General features: G+C 40.2%; 16 protein-coding genes and 1 pseudogene. 12 read left to right on the top strand and 5 right to left on the bottom strand.

Annotation, left to right across the window (positions count from 1 at the left end):
• Positions 1-155: 155 nt before the first annotated feature.
• Positions 156-1,502 (bottom strand): MATE family efflux transporter, encoded by a 1,347-nt coding sequence (locus PROVRUST_RS12415; RefSeq protein WP_006815184.1) that lies wholly within the window; start codon positions 1,500-1,502, stop codon positions 156-158.
• A 190-nt stretch (positions 1,503-1,692) separates the two neighbouring features.
• Between PROVRUST_RS12415 and PROVRUST_RS12410 the strand changes: the two genes are divergently transcribed.
• The 6 genes and pseudogenes from PROVRUST_RS12410 to PROVRUST_RS12395 all read left to right on the top strand — a co-directional run bounded on the left by PROVRUST_RS12410 (position 1,693) and on the right by PROVRUST_RS12395 (position 6,804).
• The gene (locus PROVRUST_RS12410; RefSeq protein ID WP_006815183.1) at positions 1,693-2,589 is read left to right on the top strand and encodes a diaminopimelate dehydrogenase; all 897 of its coding nucleotides are present in this window, start codon (positions 1,693-1,695) and stop codon (positions 2,587-2,589) included.
• Between the two features lie 135 nt (positions 2,590-2,724).
• Entirely contained in the window at positions 2,725-2,880 is a 156-nt protein-coding gene (locus tag PROVRUST_RS20555) for a hypothetical protein (protein WP_006815182.1), read from the top strand.
• Positions 2,881-2,965: 85 nt separating this feature from the next.
• Positions 2,966-4,648, top strand: a complete 1,683-nt coding sequence (locus PROVRUST_RS12405; protein ID WP_006815181.1) for an esterase/lipase family protein — start codon at positions 2,966-2,968, stop codon at positions 4,646-4,648.
• A complete protein-coding gene (locus tag PROVRUST_RS12400) occupies positions 4,641-5,720 on the top strand; it encodes a T6SS immunity protein Tli4 family protein (RefSeq protein WP_006815180.1) in 1,080 nt (359 codons plus the stop codon). The genes PROVRUST_RS12405 and PROVRUST_RS12400 overlap by 8 nt, the downstream gene beginning before the upstream one ends.
• A gap of 97 nt (positions 5,721-5,817) precedes the next feature.
• Positions 5,818-5,910, top strand: a pseudogene (locus PROVRUST_RS20550) (diaminopimelate dehydrogenase); the annotation flags it as partial.
• A gap of 135 nt (positions 5,911-6,045) precedes the next feature.
• Positions 6,046-6,804 (top strand): hypothetical protein, encoded by a 759-nt coding sequence (locus tag PROVRUST_RS12395; RefSeq protein ID WP_006815179.1) that lies wholly within the window; start codon positions 6,046-6,048, stop codon positions 6,802-6,804.
• Between the two features lie 79 nt (positions 6,805-6,883).
• On the opposite strand, the gene PROVRUST_RS12390 is transcribed toward PROVRUST_RS12395, so the two are convergent.
• Both PROVRUST_RS12390 and PROVRUST_RS12385 read right to left on the bottom strand, forming a co-directional pair.
• Positions 6,884-7,711, bottom strand: a complete 828-nt coding sequence (locus PROVRUST_RS12390; RefSeq protein WP_006815178.1) for a phosphoenolpyruvate hydrolase family protein — start codon at positions 7,709-7,711, stop codon at positions 6,884-6,886.
• Positions 7,712-7,725: 14 nt separating this feature from the next.
• Complete coding sequence (locus PROVRUST_RS12385; protein ID WP_039855185.1) at positions 7,726-8,943, bottom strand: Tm-1-like ATP-binding domain-containing protein; 1,218 nt, start codon at positions 8,941-8,943, stop codon at positions 7,726-7,728.
• 376 nt (positions 8,944-9,319) lie between these two features.
• On the opposite strand from PROVRUST_RS12385, the gene PROVRUST_RS12380 reads away from it, so the two are divergent.
• Positions 9,320-9,955, top strand: a complete 636-nt coding sequence (locus PROVRUST_RS12380; RefSeq protein ID WP_006815176.1) for a TetR/AcrR family transcriptional regulator — start codon at positions 9,320-9,322, stop codon at positions 9,953-9,955.
• A 195-nt stretch (positions 9,956-10,150) separates the two neighbouring features.
• Positions 10,151-11,191 carry an AbrB family transcriptional regulator gene (locus PROVRUST_RS12375; protein WP_006815175.1) on the top strand — a complete coding sequence of 347 codons (1,041 nt, stop codon included), beginning with the start codon at positions 10,151-10,153 and terminating at the stop codon, positions 11,189-11,191.
• A 51-nt stretch (positions 11,192-11,242) separates the two neighbouring features.
• Here the strand turns inward: PROVRUST_RS12375 and PROVRUST_RS12370 are convergent, their stop codons facing one another.
• Positions 11,243-11,590 carry a YacC family pilotin-like protein gene (locus PROVRUST_RS12370; protein ID WP_006815174.1) on the bottom strand — a complete coding sequence of 116 codons (348 nt, stop codon included), beginning with the start codon at positions 11,588-11,590 and terminating at the stop codon, positions 11,243-11,245.
• Positions 11,591-11,903: 313 nt separating this feature from the next.
• Between PROVRUST_RS12370 and cueO the strand changes: the two genes are divergently transcribed.
• Positions 11,904-13,550, top strand: coding sequence for a multicopper oxidase CueO (gene cueO, locus PROVRUST_RS12365; RefSeq protein ID WP_006815173.1), 1,647 nt, complete (start codon positions 11,904-11,906; stop codon positions 13,548-13,550).
• Positions 13,551-13,662: 112 nt separating this feature from the next.
• Positions 13,663-14,199 (top strand): hypoxanthine phosphoribosyltransferase, encoded by a 537-nt coding sequence (hpt, locus tag PROVRUST_RS12360; protein WP_006815172.1) that lies wholly within the window; start codon positions 13,663-13,665, stop codon positions 14,197-14,199.
• 69 nt (positions 14,200-14,268) lie between these two features.
• On the opposite strand, the gene can is transcribed toward hpt, so the two are convergent.
• On the bottom strand, positions 14,269-14,922 hold the full coding sequence (gene can / locus PROVRUST_RS12355; RefSeq protein ID WP_006815171.1) for a carbonate dehydratase: 654 nt from the start codon (positions 14,920-14,922) through the stop codon (positions 14,269-14,271).
• A gap of 254 nt (positions 14,923-15,176) precedes the next feature.
• Between can and PROVRUST_RS12350 the strand changes: the two genes are divergently transcribed.
• Both PROVRUST_RS12350 and PROVRUST_RS12345 read left to right on the top strand, forming a co-directional pair.
• Positions 15,177-16,115, top strand: a complete 939-nt coding sequence (locus tag PROVRUST_RS12350; RefSeq protein ID WP_006815170.1) for an ABC transporter ATP-binding protein — start codon at positions 15,177-15,179, stop codon at positions 16,113-16,115.
• Positions 16,115-16,885: an ABC transporter permease gene (locus PROVRUST_RS12345; protein ID WP_006815169.1), complete on the top strand. Its 771-nt coding sequence runs from the start codon at positions 16,115-16,117 to the stop codon at positions 16,883-16,885. The genes PROVRUST_RS12350 and PROVRUST_RS12345 overlap by 1 nt, the downstream gene beginning before the upstream one ends.
• The last annotated feature ends 233 nt before the right edge of the window (positions 16,886-17,118 follow it).

The following is a 17,118-nucleotide window of genomic DNA, read 5'->3' as shown; positions in this document are numbered from 1 at the left end:
GGGAGAAAAACTTCACAATGTTTGACGAGATATTGTGGAGGTGGAGAAAATTAATCTCTAAAATTTAATGATGGAGTAAAAAAATTCTCAATATGATGCTCGTCACAAAAATCCCACCTATAACCCTAGGTGGGATCTGTGTATTAAATGATGAATTAGTTTTCCAGATCGAGGCGTTTACTTTGCCATTTACGAGAGCGCCAACGCCAAGCATTGGTTAACCCGCGAACCCACTCGTCAGCAAAGAAACCGATCCAAATACCCAGTAGCCCCATCTCCATTTTTATGCCGAGGAAATAGCCTAATGGAATAGCGATCCCCCACATAAATAGAATGGCAGTAAGTAGCGGAAATTTGGCATCTCCCGAAGCACGCAAGGCGTTAACCATTACAATATTAATGGTACGTCCCGGTTCTAAAAAGACAGAGAGTAAGAAAATTGGCAGCAATAATTGAATAATGCCTTGGTCATCTGTGAGGCTGTCTAAAATCGGTGAACGGAATAACCAGAAGACGAAAACTACACCGATGGTGACATAGAAGCCCCATTTTAGGCTTTTGAAAGCTCGTCGATAGGCATCTTCAAAGCGTTTTGCACCTACAAGGTGCCCAACCATAATTTCGTTCCCAATACTGATTGAAATCCCAAACAGCATAATGAACAGTGATAACTGGAAATAAAGGGTTTGTGCGGCGAGGGCGGTTTCTCCCATTAAACCAATAAATGCAGAGGCGGTCATAAAGTGTAGGATCCACACTAAGTTTTCACCTGCGGCGGGTAGTCCGATATGCAGAATTTTGTTCAGCATTTTACGGGACCAGCGTATGAGCATCATTGGAACAAATTTAATTCTTAACCCATAGAACAGCAGACCGAACAGTAAAATTACTGCGACAATACGCCCAACAACCGTTGACCATGCGACGCCTTCCAACCCATATTTTGGTAAACCAAAGAAGCCGTATAACACGATCATATTACCAATGACAGTAATGACGTTGGCAATCAATGTCACCCACATCGCAGGTTGTGCTTTACCATACACACGTAAACACGCTGCGAGAATAATCGTAATCGCTTCGGGAATTAAACAGATACCTAAAATATGCAGATAAGTATAACCATCATCCATCAGGTGGGATGGGGTATTCATAATCGCGAGAATTTTATAGCCAAAAAATAGGGCAATTAAGGCGCTGGAAAAACCTAATATAAAGTTAAAGGCGATAGAAATATGAATCGCTTGGCTCGCTTTATCACGGCGTCCGGCTCCTAAATATTGAGCGATAACAACACTACAACCGACACTAATAAAGTTAAAAATAGTAATAAATAGGTCAAATACCTGATTCCCCACCCCCATTGCAGCGAGGTAGGCTGTGGATACATGGCTAACCATGTAGGTATTAATCAATAAGGTGGCCAAATGAAGAAAAATATCAATAAAAATTGGCCAACTGAGGGAATAGAGAGACCTCTCAGTGACATCGGACTGATGCATTAAGAACCTTTATACGCGTTAAATAGAGGAAAAAGACTAATTGGCTGAATTCTACCTCTAATTGCTGGGTGAACCTAGTTATAAAAGCCGGATATTTTTAGATAATTAGGCTTTGTTTAATTTATCTAAATTTGTTATTGATATGTATCTTGTATTGAAAATATGACATCAGAATGACCGAGGAGTAATAATGTCAAAAATTAAAACAGTAATAGTGGGATACGGAAATATAGGCCGTTACGCACTAGAAGCTGTTCAAGCCGCTGATGATTTTGAATTAGTCGGAATAGTCCGTCGTAATACCCAAGATATTCCGGCAGAGTTATCTCATTATATTGTGGTTGATGATATTGAAAAATTAGGCAAAGTGGATGTGGCATTACTGTGTTCTCCAACTCGAGCTATCGGCGATTTAGCAGAGAAAATCCTCAGTCTGGGTATTAATACCGTTGATAGTTTTGATGTGCATTCTGATATTGTCGCGTTGAAACACCGACTCGATAGCGTCGCGAAAAAATATAATAGTGTGTCTATCGTTTCGGCAGGTTGGGATCCGGGTTCTGATTCTATAATGCGTACCTTAATGTTAGCGATGGCACCTAAAGGCGTCACCTACACCAACTTTGGTCCCGGTATGAGTATGGGGCACAGTGTTGCGGCTAAAGCCGTTGAAGGCGTAAAAGATGCGCTGTCAGTGACCATTCCTCTGGGAACGGGCATTCATCGTCGTATGGTGTATGTAGAATTAGACGCTGGCGCGAACTTTGATGATGTGGTGCGTAGTATTAAACAAGATAGTTATTTCTCGTCTGATGAAACCCATATTCGCCAAGTTGACAGTATTGATGGGTTAAAAGATGTGGGACATGGCGTGCAGATGACCCATAAAGGGGTTTCTGGTGCGACACATAATCAATTATTTGAATACTCAATGCGCATTAATAACCCCGCATTAACGTCACAATTTATGGTCTCCGCGGCAAGAGCCACCATGAAGCAGCCCGCAGGTGCTTATACAGTGATTGAAATCCCGCCCGTGAACTTCTTGCAAGGTGATTTAGATTCACTGATCGCAAAATTAGTCTAATTTTAAGTTCTTTCTTAATGGTACGGAAAGTAAAATTTCGTACCATTTTCTTTTCCCACTTTTTTAATTATGACAACCCAGAATAACGCCATGATTTAGGATGGGAACAATGTATTAATTAATGGAGAAGAATGGATGGAGACGCCAAAGAAAAATATACCGAAAGTAAAAAAGAAAAAAGGTGATAAATCTGCGACAGCGAGTTTTTTCCCTAAGAATAAAGCGGTAAAAAAAGGACAAGAAAGTCGCCACTCATTTAGTTTATTGCGTGCCTTTTCTAAACTGGAGTGACAGATAGTTGGATCTTTCAAGAGGAACTTTAAGCTAAATTACGCTATTCTGTTTTTCTTAAGGAAAACACGAAAGGAACCTCGTCATGTCAAATAGAAATATTCCAGAAGTCGGCGAATGCCAATTTGTTTCTTATCATATCCCTAAATGGAAAGAAGACGGAACATGCCATTGGAATGATGTTCAACTTCAACCCAAATCCTTCAATGCCGAAGCGAAGTGTATTTTACCTCCGAGAAAAGTTATTCCTGTTATTTTTCTTCCTGGGATCATGGGAACGAATTTAATGTCAAAAGGAGATGATAAAAAAGAAATGTGGCGAGGGGATGCAGGGTATGAAATTTTTTTACAATGGGCAGAAAGAACCGGCCATGAAAGAAAAAACATATTAAACCCTAAAACAACAACCGTTGATAACAGAGGCTTAGTTGATAAAGAAGTCTATACGCCCTTTTCTGATGATGGATATCTATTTCCCAAACGTCATGATAGAGGGTGGGGAGAAGCACTTAATTATAGTTATGGTCGTTTCTTGAGTGTTTTTCAGGCGGCATTAATTAATGACTGGCAGAGTAATGTTCTTAATTTCGAACGTCTAAGTAAGGGTGATATTAAATTACCATATGTGAGTATTCTAAATGAATTTGTCGAGAAACCACTTGGAACGGAAGAAAAAGAAAATGAACAAACGTTAACCCAAAAAGAGCTTGACCATTTTAATCGCTTTTTATTTCCATTACATGTTTTTGGCTATAATTGGCTTGCTGATAATGCTGAATCAGCATCTAAGCTTGTGGAGTATATAGATAACGTTATTAAATTATATCGTTGTCATGGATATGGTTTAGCAGTGGAGAAAGTTATTTTAGTGACTCATTCCATGGGAGGGTTGGTGGCTCGATATGCAATGAATCCTACCCCTGAGTCAACGTTTGATGGGTGCCAGAATAAAGTATTAGGCGTTGTTCATGGAGTGATCCCTGACTTAGGATCTCCTGCTGCCTATAGACGAATGGGGACGGGGGCGAGTGAGGAAGGTCATACTGCGGGACACATTCTGGGGTGGTCTGCTAAAGAATTAATGCCAGTCCTAGCGCAATCTCCAGCGCCTTTGCAATTGCTTCCTTACCCTTCCTATAAGTCACCGTGGTTATTTATCCCAGAAGAAGGTAGTTATCCTCAAACAATCGATCCTGAAACGGGAAAACCTGATCCGTTCAAAGATATCTATCTTAGAAATGATGTTTGGTGGAAGCTTTATAGGCCGGATATTCTAGATAAGGATTCTGTGGTAATAGATAATAATTGGCTTGCTTATCAAGACATTATGGATGATACGGTTCGTCAATTTATGTATCACCAAGAAAAAAAACTATACCACCCAAATACTTATGTTTTTTATGGTAATCAAGTTGAATCGGATGGCTATCTTGATTGGGTACCAACGAAGTTAACTGTAAGTCCATATGTATTCTCCCAAGGCGAACCTCATTTACCGCCAACAAATAGACAAAAACGAGAAAAAGGTCAACTAGCGAAAGAGCTTAAATTAAATTCATCAAAAACGGCTGGTGATGGCACTGTACCTATCGAGTCGTTTTCGGCTATTTACGCTCATCGGTCAATCAAAAGTATTTTAGCAACAAATGTTGATCATCAAGATGCTTACAAGGTCGATGATATAGTCGATATAAAAAGCAGACCGGCAATTCAATTTACATTGAGAGCGATTATTAAAATGGTTATGGATGTGCCATTAAATGATTAATAAGTATCTAGGCTTACTGATTGGTTTGGTTTTTTTTTCGTTCATTTTTTTAGGCTTGGTTGTTTATGACAAAGAAAGCCGTTTAACTGAAAAGGATTATATTTTGATAGATGCATTCTTTGAAAACGTAAAACCTCAATGTGTTGGGCGATTTGCTATTGATATTCCCATTCCATTTAACAATATGAAAGATAATCAAGTGTTTATCGATGATTTTCATATTGAAAGTAAATTTATTTATCCTCCTGCATTTAAGCAACGAATTGAATTGCGAGAGCAAGAACTTCGCAATGGAAAAACCAGTGAAAAAAATGCGCCTGTATTAAAAGAAATTATCCAATTACCGGATGGCAAAGGTGTTATTTTCGACAGGAATAAATCAGGTTCTGATGACTCTTATCGAACACTAGAGGCCCATGTGTACACTGAAATGATTGCATTTGTTATTACAACAAATATTAGAGACTTTTCTGATAAAAAATATGAAAAGAAGAAAATTGATTTTTTGGCTAGAGGGTTAAGTGAAATTCAGACTAATGAAAAACCGACTAAATTAGCTGCGATGCAATCACTTATATCTCGATTATCGGGACGAAAAAATGAAGATATTCCCGTTGATAAAGGCGTTTGCATTCCCAATGGATTTATTGCCGATGATGGAAATCAACATAAAGAAATTATCTCATTTACTTATGAGAATGATGATTTTATTTTAGGGTTTAGATCCGATAATACGGCTGTTGGTTCTGATGACACGTTGTTTAATCGAAGCCCACAAATCAATGAAGCTATGTCATTAGCTAAGAAAAGTACCATTAAAAAAGAAAAACTCTCACCAAACGGAATTCCATCTCTAGAATGGCTAATGATAGGTAAACAGAATAAGCAAGAAGATACGAATATGTTTGAATTTATTCTGTATTCAAATGAAATGATCGCCGATTCACAAAAACCGTTGCTATATATTGGGTTAAACAATGCAGACAAAAACACCCAATATAGCCAGTGGCAATTGGTTGAAGTTTGGGATCGAATTGTCAATTCATTACGTTATAAACCGAATGCATTTTAAAAATTTAGCTTCCGATGTAAAAAAGTTCCTTTTAAGTAGAAAGGTCGGATAGGCAAATGGCACTAAAAGAAAACATCGCCTTGATACTGTCGCGAAAAAGCAGCCCGCGGGAGCTTATACAGTGATTGAAATTCCACCCGTGAACTTCTTGCAAGGTGATTTAGATTCACTGATCGCAAAATTAGTCTAATTTTAAGTTCTTTCTTAATGGTACGGAAAGTAAAATTTCGTACCATTTTCTTTTCCCACTTTTTTAATTATGACAACCCAGAATAACGCCATGATTTAGGATGGGAACAATGTATTAATTAATGGAGAAGAATGGATGGAGACGCCAAAGAAAAATATACCGAAAGTAAAAAAGAAAAAAGGTGATAAATCTGCGACAGCGAGTTTTTTCCCTAAGAATAAAGCGGTAAAAAAAGGACAAGAAAGTCGCCACTCATTTAGTTTATTGCGTGCCTTTTCTAAACTGATGAATTATGGTTTTTCTCTATTTTATGTGGGCTTTATTATTTCAGTTTGGTTTTTTCCTGAAAACTACAGTGTCGAAATTATTTATAACCTCACTTTGATCCTCATCTTCGAATTTATTTTGGTGCATTCTGGCGTATTTATGTCAGTGTTCCAAAATATCAAAGTGCTTTTAGGCTTTGCATTATTTTACGGTGTCTTTGCTCTGGCGATTAATGCCGCTGTGCTGGGGGACTCTCCGGTGATCCTTTATTTATACAGTGCGACGGTTATCAATCGCATGCTATTTGGGATAACCAGCCGGACCGACAGTGAGCGCCAAGAAAATTTGCTGTATTCTGCCTTAATGGCCGTGAATTTTATGTTTAGTATTTTTTTCACGATGTTTTTATCATGGTTGGTGCCTTATGGTGGGCTTACTCCTGAATATCTTGAATCTATCCATTATTTAAACTCAATTGGTTCGGGTGGGGAATTTCCTGAAAAACCGCATGTTGCTTTTGCCTTTGGTGTCCTTTATTTCTCTTTACCGGTTGTGTTGCCTGCGCTGTTTGGCTGGATAAATTGGCGGAATAAGCGAAAACATTTGGATGTTGAACTGGAAAATTAAAGTCGTGAATCCAGACAAAGAAAAGCGCCTACCGAAGTAGGCGCCCTGGTGTTGGCAAAAAATAAAAAAGAATAAAAAACTAGCGAGTAATTGATTTAAATTTTTGAGTAGTTTCTGTTAATGCAACTTCAGTTGGTAAACGTTCCATAGAACTCGCGCCATAAAAGCCGTGGCAGTCTGGGCAATTTGCTAAAATAAACTCAGCATCTTCAGGAGTCGCAATAGGGCCACCATGGCACAGCACGATGACATCATCGCGTACAGATTTTGCTGCTGTCGCCCAATCATTTATTAGCGCCACACAGTCTTGCAGTGTAACTGCGGTTTCTGCACCAATGTTGCCACCGGTTGTCAGTCCCATATGTGGCACGATGATATCGGCCCCCGCTTCTGTCATGGCAATGGCATCTTCACGGCTAAAGATATAGGGGGTAGTTAATAACCCTTTTTGATGAGCCATGCGGATCATATCCACTTCTAAGCCATAACCCATTCCCGTTTCTTCGAGGTTAGCTCGGAAGTTGCCATCGATTAGACCGACAGTTGGAAAGTTCTGGACGCCCGCAAAGCCAGTCGCTTTGATGTCATCGAGGAATTTATCAAACTGGCAGAATGGATCGGTACCGTTTACGCCAGCAAGGACAGGCGTGTGTTTTACGACAGGTAGCACCTCTTTTGCCATATCCATGACGATTTCGTTGGCATTACCATAGGCCAGCAGACCTGCTAAAGAACCGCGTCCTGCCATGCGATAACGACCTGAGTTATAGATAACGATAAGGTCAATGCCTCCAGCTTCTTCACATTTAGCTGAAAGCCCCGTTCCAGCACCGCCGCCAATAATTGGCTCGCCACGGGCTACCATCGCTCTGAATTTATTCAGTAAATCTTCGCGATTATGTTTCATGTATCAACCTCTACTTATTGACAAATTTCCTGGTGTAATTCAATGACCTGTTCACAAAATTCAGCAGAATTAATGTGATATGGACTTAATATTAATTGACGTTTTTCTGTTGTTATTAGGTTTTCAGTTAATGCGTCGATAAATGCGCTATCAGCTTTGGGATCCCAGAATGGAGCCCCATCAATATCTAAAGCAGAGAAGCCAGCCGTAGGGATAATAAAACGAATTTGTCCCTCACATGCATTCAGTTTCTCTGCAATCCAATACCCCATCTGGCGGTTTTCTTCTACCGTGGTTCGCATCAGTGTGACTTGCGAATTGTGGTGATAAAACTGCCTATTTTTATATTGTTCTGGCACGGAAGATGGGCGACCAAAGTTCACCATGTCCAATGCGCCACATGACAGCACACACGGTGTTTGTGTTCGAGCAATGGCACCAAAACGGTCTTCATCACAAGCCAAAACGCCGCCAAATAAATGGTCACAAACTTCAGTGGTGGTGATATCTAAAACTGAATCCAATAAACGACTATCAATCAGTTTTTCCATCGCTTTCCCACCGCTGCCCGTTGCATGGAAAACTAAACAATCATAGTCGTGCTCTAATTTTGCCGTTAATTGTTGGACGCATGGGGTTGTAACCCCGAACATGGTTAAGGCAATCGCAGGTTTAGACTCGACGGCACTGTCTTCGCCATCATCAAACCATACGGCTCCTGCAATTTGATTAGCTGCATTTTTCAGGACTTTTCGAGAAATGACATTCAGGCCAGAGACATCGGTAACGGAGTACATCATCGAGATATCACTTGCGCCGATATAACCTGAAATATCCCCTGATGCCATCGTGGAAACCATCAGCTTAGGGATGCCAACGGATAATATTTGCATGGCTGGAGTAATTAATGCAGTTCCACCTGAACCTCCCAATCCGATAATGGCGGCAACATCGGTTTGAGCGGCAAGGTACAGGCTAAATGCCTGAGCCATTGCTTCAATAGCTCTACCTCTATCACCACAAAATACCGCATCAGTCCCTTGAGGATGGAAACTCGCGATTTCGGTTGAAGTCACATCAGCCTGTTTTTCTAATTGTGTCGGTTGGGTCGTTAAGTCAACAGTACGTACTGCAAGCCCTGCTTTTTTTATTAATTCACTGACATAAAATAGCTCAGCGCTTTTGGTATCGAGGGTGGTTGCAACATAAATAAAGCCCTGGTGTTTTGGCATAGAAAAATCCTTTTGTGTAGGGTGTTTAGTTGAATTTTTCATCTCATTGAGACTAAAGTATCATTTTTTATTAATTAAAAATGAGACTGTAGTCTCATTATGCTATTTTCTTACTTGGATAATCGGTGCGTGAACTGTATCTTATTGATTAAACATAATAATTATTATATAAAAAAGCATTAAACATAAATTATAATAATGTTTTTCATCAGTTTATATTTTAATATAATAATTTATTGCATTGTATTTATAGCTTAATTTTATAAACTAACACAGCTGAATAAGTAATTAATGAGTAAAAATGCTTATCGACGAATAGGTATTGTTAAAGATATTGTCTAAACTCATTTGAACGGCGGATTTTAAGGATAAAGATATGCCACAAAGTCATCTTGTGCCTGATTATAAAGGAACACGCAAACGCACTTATAACCTTTTAGTGTCGACGGCGGTCGAATTGTTTGAAAAAGGGGCGATGCCATCAGTTTCTGAACTTGCCATTGAAGCGGGTGTTTCTCGTGCTACCGCCTATCGCTATTTCCCAACTCAAAGTGATTTAATCGCCGCGACAGTGAATGTCAGCTTAGGTCCTATTTTGACGTGGAAACCTGAAAGTGAAAAAACGGAAGAGCGCATTGATGAGTTACTGCGTTATGCTTTTCCTCGAATGTTTGAACACGAAGGCGTATTGAGAGCTGCGTTACAGACTTCTTTACAGCAGTGGGCGCTAGGTCGTTCATCACCCACACCGGCTCCAAGAGATAAACGTCTTGAACGTGGAAATCGTAAAGACATTTTGGCCATGGTCACTTCACCGATGAAATCGGAATATCCCGAAGAAGTGATCGATAAAGTGATCAAGGCATTTTCTGTTATTTATGGTTCTGAAATTTTTCTGGTATTGAAAGATATTTGGAAGTTAGATAATGAACAAGTGACGGAATTAGCGCAATGGATGGCAAAAGCAATTATTAACCAAGCCGTTGCCGATAAGCAGCAAATCGAAAAATAAAGGGTGGGGAACGACCAATACAGACTTAAATATTCGTCTATATTTGAGGGCGATTTTAAGTACAAAATCTGAGAATAGGTCAAACCCCAGCCAATAATCCCTATGATAAGTAATTCAGCACACTCAGCCTCAACCTTTTGCATTATTGTGATATAAATTATTTTAATTACTCATAATCTCAATGGTTAATGCGCGATGATCAAGCTGATAAAAATGATAGTGGGCATTGCTATCTGTGCCGTTGTGGGTGGTGTATTGACCTATATTGGCATTCCATTAGCATTAATGTTTGGTCCGATCATCGCCATCATCATTTTTAATCGCTTGGGTTTTTCATTTCCGATCCCCAAACATACCATCACTTTTGTTCAAGTTACGTTGGGCAGCTCCGTCGGTTTGATGTTTAATCAAGTTTCTCTCAAAGAGGCAGATAATTTATTACTGCTTTTGATGACCTTGGTTATCTGTTTGGCGGTGCAGTTTTCATTTAGCTACTTTTGGTTTTATCGCAAAGTTGGCTGGACAAAGCAAGAAGCCATGCTCGGTTCGGTACCAGGAGCAATGGCGGCGATCCTTGCTTTAACTGACCATACCCACACGCCACCTCAAAAAATTGTTATTTCCCATACGATTAGATTAATTATTCTTATTTTACTGGCGGGAATTGTGGTGGGAAGTGAGGGAGATTCTCAACCTCTATTTGAGTTACCATCATTAACGCTAGAGTCAACTTTCTGGCTATTGGTCATAGTGGTTTCAGGCTTCATTGCTGGATTAGTTTTACAGCGTTTAAGAGTTCCAGCCCCTTTTATGCTGACATCATTGGCAGCAGCCACATTCATTCAAGGTTGGATTGATATTCAGCTTAGTTTTCCGCTGATGCTAACGGAACTCAGTATGGTACTGATTGGAATGAATATCGGTAACCACTTTATTGTTTTTCCGTTATCAGCCCTAATAAAAAATATTTATTCCTCTGCCCAAGTGGTAGTTATTAATATCATCTTGACGTTTTTTATCACGGTCTTTGCCTCATGGCTGACGGGGTACGATATTGCGGTGTTATTGCTGGCTTGGGCGCCGGGCAGTATGGAGGCCATGACGTTTGCCGCAATTACCATGAATTTAGATGCTGGATTTGTGATGTCGAATCACATTATTCGTATGGTGATTATTCAAACAATCCCATCGGTAGTGTTATTTTTGCAGGAGAGAAAAAATAAGCGGAAAGAATAAAGGGAAACACGTTGGGTAAGGTCACATGTTTCCGAAGCTTTAACGTTTAACTTACTTCACGTAAGCAAATAGCCCTAAAGAGTCACGCGCTAAAGATTGGCATTTGAAGTCTTGAGCTAATGGGATCCCTTTCAGATCATCATAACTTTCTTTGTTCAATTTGCTCATTTTGTTGGAGTTATAGTTGCTCAAGTCCCATTTATTGCTTTTGGCAAAGTAAACAATCGCCCGTTCAATTTCACGATCAGGGATTTGGGTATACCCGCAATCATATTTTAAATAAATAAAAACCGCGGTGAGGTCGGCGAGATCTTCGGCTTCGTTCGGCGCAAGGGCTTTCGCTGAGTGAGTCACACCAAGCAGCATCATGAAGTAGGATATTAATATAAATTTTTGCATTCGCTATTCTATCTGTTTTTTATATCAAGTTACATTAGCATAAGAACATAGCCACGATACATCAAGTTACCCTATTTTTTTAAGGTAATTATGTAAGTCTAATTATTTAATGTATAGAACTGTTAGGCAATTCTAACTTTCTTAAAGCTATGTAATAAACCCATATTAATATCGTGGATTTATTGACCTTCCTGTAGGGGGAAGCTTTATCATTATCAGCATTAAAACACGTTTTGCTTGGAAAGGGCAATTTCTGCCTTGTCATCCTGTGCTCACTGATTGTTGATTCTGGTAAAGAAAAGGAAGGTTATCTATGTTACGTCGTGATTTTCTCAAGCTGAGTGCAATAGCATATGCTGCTAGCGCATTACCTGTTTGGAGCCGCGTTGCTGTCGCCGCAGGGAATTATCCAACTCTCGCTATTCCACCATTAGTTGAGCCAGATGCGCAGGGTAATATCCAAATTGCTATCAAGCAGGGCATTTCACAATTTGTCCCCGGTAAGAAAACAACAACGTGGGGATATAACGGCGATTTACTTGGACCTGCATTAAGCCTGAAAAATGGTCAATCTGTTAATATCAACATCACTAATCAGCTACCGGAAGAAACTACTGTGCATTGGCATGGGCTAGAAATTTCGGGTGAACAGGATGGTGGACCTCAAGCGATTATTGCTCCTGGGGCTAGCCGAAAAGTCAATTTTACTGTTGATCAGCCTGAAGCTACTTGCTGGTTCCACCCTCATACTCACGGAAAAACTGGCCACCAAGTGGCGATGGGGCTGGCGGGATTAGTGGTAATCAAAGATGAAAATAGCTCAAAATATGGGTTGCCAAGTACATGGGGCGTGGATGATATTCCGGTTATTTTGCAAGATAAGCGCCTGAAAGATGATGGACAAATCGATTATCAACTGGATGTAATGAGTGCGGCTGTGGGTTGGTTTGGGGATATGATGCTCACCAATGGTGCGGTGTACCCTAAGCATGTAGCACCAAAAGGTTGGATCCGCCTAAGACTTCTCAATGGTTGTAACGCCCGTAGTTTAAATGTGTCCACCAGTGATGGGCGCAAAATGTATGTCGTCGCAAGCGATGGTGGTTTACTTGCAGAGCCTATTGCATTAACCGAGTTACCAATCTTAATGGGCGAGCGTTTTGAAGTCCTCATTGACGTATCTGATGGTCGCGCTTTTGATCTTGTGACTCTACCCGTTAAGCAAATGGGCATGACAATTGCGCCATTTGACCAGCCACTTCCTGTATTGCGTGTCGAAACGACGTTAAGTGCAGGTGATGGGAAATTACCGACAGAATTAGCTGCACTTGCTGCTATCCCTTCATTGACCGGGCTTAACCGTCGTAAATTCCATTTGATGATGGATATGCGTTTGGATATGCAAGGTATGATGATGTTGCGTGAAAAATACGGTGCTCAAGCTATGGGGGGCATGGGCGGCCATGGTGGCATGATGGGCGGTATGGATCATAGCAATATGGGAAATGGAAACATGAGCCAAGGTAACATGAACCACGGCAATATGAGCCAAGGTAAGATGGGCGGAATGCAAGGTAATGGGGGGCATTGCGGTACCGGCACTGGTGATTTAGATATCCACAATGCAAATACTATCAACGGGCAAGTTTTCTCGATGACGCATCCTGCCTTTGATACGCCGTTAAATCAGCAAGAGGTTTGGGTTATTTCGGGTCGTGGAGACATGATGCTGCACCCATTCCATGTGCACGGTACGCGCTTTAGAATTCTGAAAGAGAATGGGCGTCCTGTAGAGCCACATCGCCAAGGCTGGAAAGATATTGTTAGAGTTGAAGGGCAGGTGAGCGAAGTGCTGGTGGAGTTTAAGCATAAAGCAACGCCTCAACATCCTTATATGGCGCACTGCCATCTGTTGGAACACGAAGATACTGGCATGATGATGGGCTTTACTGTGAGTTAATCGTGATGGTTGCAGTGGCTGCAATGTCACTGCAACTTGTTTTGTCATCGCGTCTTGGTGTGGCTTATGTTAAAATTACGCGCTTTCCATTCCCATACATGCGTAATTGAAGATGAAACATACTCTTGATGTAATGATCTCTGAAGAAGAGATTGCTCAACGAATTAGTGAATTAGCGGACAGCATTAGTGCTCACTACCAGAATGTTAACGGTGAGTTAGTGCTAGTTGGTCTGTTAAAAGGCTCCTTTATTTTTATGGCGGATTTATGCCGTAAAATCACCGTTCCTCATGAAGTCGATTTTATGACGGTATCCAGCTACGGCAATGCTATGACGTCCAGCCGTGATGTGAAAATCGTTAAAGATTTAGACGAAGATATTCGCGGTAAACACGTTCTGATCGTGGAAGATATTATCGACTCTGGTAACACGTTAAATAAAGTTCGTGAAATTTTTGAATTGCGCGGTCCAGCCTCTGTCGCAATTTGTACTCTTTTGGATAAACCTTCTCGTCGTGAAGTCGATGTTCCCGTTGAGTGGATTGGTTATTCCATCGAAGATAAGTTTGTTGTCGGTTACGGTATCGACTACGCCCAACAGTATCGCCACCTGCCATATATTGGACATGTGACCTTGCTGGAAGAGTAATAGGCATTGTTGAACCATAAAAAAGAGCAGCCAAGGCTGCTCTTTTGCTATCTAACGACAGAGAAAATATTATTTTTTCTGGGTTAATTTAGCGATAGATTCACGGTAACACAGTTCTAATTTTTCACGGCTATCTGCGGTGATATGCAGGTCATGTAAACGGCCATTGTTAATTCCGTATACCCAGCCGTGGATCATGATATTTTGACCACGTTTCCATGCAGATTGCATAATGGTTGAGTGACCCAAGTTGTAAACTTGTTCAACTACGTTCAGTTCACACAAGCGATCTAAACGTTCACAAGGTTTGAGTTCACCCAGCATTGAGCTGTGTCGATACCAAATATCACGGATATGTAATAACCAGTTATTGATTAAGCCTAATTCAGTGTTATCCACTGCCGCTTCAATACCGCCACATCCATAGTGACCGCAGATGATAATGTGTTCAACTTCCAGCACGTCAACCGCATATTGAATAACAGATAAACAGTTTAAGTCAGTGTGAATGACTAAGTTTGCTACGTTACGGTGAACGAAAAGATCACCTGGCGCCGCGTTGATCAGTTTTTCAGCAGGCACTCGACTGTCTGAGCAGCCTATCCATAGAAATCTTGGTTTTTGAGCTTTTGATAATTCTTTAAAGAATTCAGGATCTTTTTCTTTTACAGACGCTGACCATGCTTCGTTATTAGCAAACAGCTCTTCAATTTTTCTCATCATGACTTGTAGCCTAATTGTGTGACTTTGCGATAAAATCTTATACAGTATTTATTGATTAAATAATAATTAGTTATACTAATTTCATTTCTATGATGAACCACTCATTTGAACATGACAACCCTCAATTCAGAGGATGTTAAATAATCTCACATTAAATTATTATCACTTTTCTGCATAACATCGGACAGGAAAAAGTGGCATCATTAGGCTATATTGCTCCCAAACAGCCCCAAGAATAAAGGTATTTTTAATATATGACATACGCACTCGAGTTATCGCAGCTGACCAAAACCTATGCGGGTGGCGTGAAAGCTTTGCGAGGAATTGATTTAAGCGTTGAAGATGGTGATTTTTATGCCTTACTGGGTCCAAATGGCGCAGGCAAATCAACCACAATCGGTATTATTAGCTCGTTAGTGAATAAAACCAGTGGCTCAGTGAAAGTCTTTGGCTATGACCTAGATAAACAAGTGGTACAAGCTAAAACACAACTGGGATTGGTACCACAAGAATTTAACTTTAACCCGTTTGAAACGGTATTGCAGATTGTTTTAAACCAAGCTGGTTATTACGGTGTGCCGAGAAATATTGCTAACCAACGTGCTGAGCAATATCTCACGCAGTTAGATTTATGGGAAAAACGCGATGAGCGTGCTCGTAATCTTTCTGGCGGCATGAAACGCCGCTTAATGATTGCTCGGGCGCTGATGCACCAGCCAAAATTGTTGATCCTTGATGAACCTACCGCAGGGGTGGATATTGAATTACGTCGTTCGATGTGGACGTTCTTACAGAAACTAAATGCCCAAGGCACAACGATTATTTTAACCACTCACTATTTGGAAGAGGCAGAAATGCTGTGCCGTAATATCGGTATTATCCAGCATGGTGAACTGGTGGAAAATACCAGTATGAAGCATTTATTAAGCCAATTAGAGTCAGAGACCTTTATCTTTGACCTTATGCCCAAAAGCCCGCTCCCAAATTTAGTGGGCTATGCATCTCGGCTTGTTGATACCTCGACCCTCGAAGTGGATGTGAAACGAGAGCAGGGGCTTAATGGGGTATTTAGTCAATTGAGTGACCAAGGGATCCAAATTTTGAGTATGCGCAATAAAGCTAATCGCCTTGAAGAGTTATTTGTGAGCTTGGTGAAAAAAGAGAGCCAAGAAGCTCAAGTGAGGGGCGAATAATGTTTTCACTGTATTGGGTTGCATTAAAAACTATCTGGATTAAAGAAGTAACCCGTTTTGGGCGTATCTGGGTACAAACACTATTACCACCCGTGATTACCATGTCACTTTATTTTGTGATTTTCGGGAATTTAATTGGTTCGCGAATTGGTGAGATGGGTGGCGTAGACTATATGCAGTTTATTGTTCCTGGCCTAATCATGATGGCGGTGATCACTAACTCTTATTCTAACGTTTGCTCGTCATTCTTTGGTTCTAAATTCCAAAAGAATATTGAGGAGTTGTTAGTCGCACCAGTACCGACCCATGTGATTATTGCAGGGTTTGTGGGCGGTGGGGTTGCCCGTGGTATTTTAGTTGGCTTTTTAGTCACGGTTGTCTCATTGTTCTTTATTCCACTACAAGTGCATTCATGGTCAATGGTCGTGATTACTTTGCTGTTAACTGCAATTGTATTTTCCCTTGCAGGGTTACTGAACGCTATCTTTGCTAAGACGTTTGATGATATTAGTATCGTTCCGACTTTCGTATTAACGCCGCTAACTTATTTGGGTGGGGTATTCTATTCGTTATCTTTATTACCACCATTCTGGCAGGCGGTTTCTAAGCTTAATCCAATCGTCTATATGATCAGTGGCTTTAGATATGGATTTTTAGGTATTGCTGATGTTTCTATCGTAATAACCCTTAGTGTATTGATGGTGTTTTTAATCGCCTTTTATTTATTAACTTGGTATTTAATAGAACAAGGGCGAGGATTAAGAAGTTAGTAGAATTACGTTCAAATTAATTTAAGTAACTATACTGAAAATAAATAAGACCACTCTTAAAAGTTGATTTTAAACTTATTAAAGAGTGGTTTTTTTATTGGTAAATAAATGACAATGATTTTATTATTTCTATTGTTATTATTTTATATAAGTATATATACTCATTTTAAAGATCGACTTTTATTATATCAATCCATTGATAAATAAAAATAAATTGATTTATTGCAATAAGT

Origin of the sequence: Providencia rustigianii DSM 4541, assembly GCF_000156395.1 — a bacterium.
In the GTDB taxonomy this organism is placed as follows: domain Bacteria; phylum Pseudomonadota; class Gammaproteobacteria; order Enterobacterales; family Enterobacteriaceae; genus Providencia; species Providencia rustigianii.
This window is presented reverse-complemented; position numbering and strand designations above follow the sequence as displayed.

What these genes read in the sequence shown, in the direction of transcription:
- cueO (WP_006815173.1), top strand. Translation starts at nt 11,904, where the DNA reads ATGTTACGTCGTGATTTTCTCAAGCTGAGTGCAATAGCATATGCTGCT.
- PROVRUST_RS12395 (WP_006815179.1), top strand. Translation starts at nt 6,046, where the DNA reads ATGGAGACGCCAAAGAAAAATATACCGAAAGTAAAAAAGAAAAAAGGT.
- PROVRUST_RS12375 (WP_006815175.1), top strand. Translation starts at nt 10,151, where the DNA reads ATGATCAAGCTGATAAAAATGATAGTGGGCATTGCTATCTGTGCCGTT.
- PROVRUST_RS20555 (WP_006815182.1), top strand. Translation starts at nt 2,725, where the DNA reads ATGGAGACGCCAAAGAAAAATATACCGAAAGTAAAAAAGAAAAAAGGT.
- PROVRUST_RS12415 (WP_006815184.1), bottom strand. Translation starts at nt 1,502, where the DNA reads ATGCATCAGTCCGATGTCACTGAGAGGTCTCTCTATTCCCTCAGTTGG.
- PROVRUST_RS12410 (WP_006815183.1), top strand. Translation starts at nt 1,693, where the DNA reads ATGTCAAAAATTAAAACAGTAATAGTGGGATACGGAAATATAGGCCGT.
- hpt (WP_006815172.1), top strand. Translation starts at nt 13,663, where the DNA reads ATGAAACATACTCTTGATGTAATGATCTCTGAAGAAGAGATTGCTCAA.
- PROVRUST_RS12345 (WP_006815169.1), top strand. Translation starts at nt 16,115, where the DNA reads ATGTTTTCACTGTATTGGGTTGCATTAAAAACTATCTGGATTAAAGAA.
- PROVRUST_RS12390 (WP_006815178.1), bottom strand. Translation starts at nt 7,711, where the DNA reads ATGAAACATAATCGCGAAGATTTACTGAATAAATTCAGAGCGATGGTA.
- can (WP_006815171.1), bottom strand. Translation starts at nt 14,922, where the DNA reads ATGATGAGAAAAATTGAAGAGCTGTTTGCTAATAACGAAGCATGGTCA.
- PROVRUST_RS12405 (WP_006815181.1), top strand. Translation starts at nt 2,966, where the DNA reads ATGTCAAATAGAAATATTCCAGAAGTCGGCGAATGCCAATTTGTTTCT.
- PROVRUST_RS12370 (WP_006815174.1), bottom strand. Translation starts at nt 11,590, where the DNA reads ATGCAAAAATTTATATTAATATCCTACTTCATGATGCTGCTTGGTGTG.
- PROVRUST_RS12380 (WP_006815176.1), top strand. Translation starts at nt 9,320, where the DNA reads ATGCCACAAAGTCATCTTGTGCCTGATTATAAAGGAACACGCAAACGC.
- PROVRUST_RS12400 (WP_006815180.1), top strand. Translation starts at nt 4,641, where the DNA reads ATGATTAATAAGTATCTAGGCTTACTGATTGGTTTGGTTTTTTTTTCG.
- PROVRUST_RS12385 (WP_039855185.1), bottom strand. Translation starts at nt 8,943, where the DNA reads ATGCCAAAACACCAGGGCTTTATTTATGTTGCAACCACCCTCGATACC.
- PROVRUST_RS12350 (WP_006815170.1), top strand. Translation starts at nt 15,177, where the DNA reads ATGACATACGCACTCGAGTTATCGCAGCTGACCAAAACCTATGCGGGT.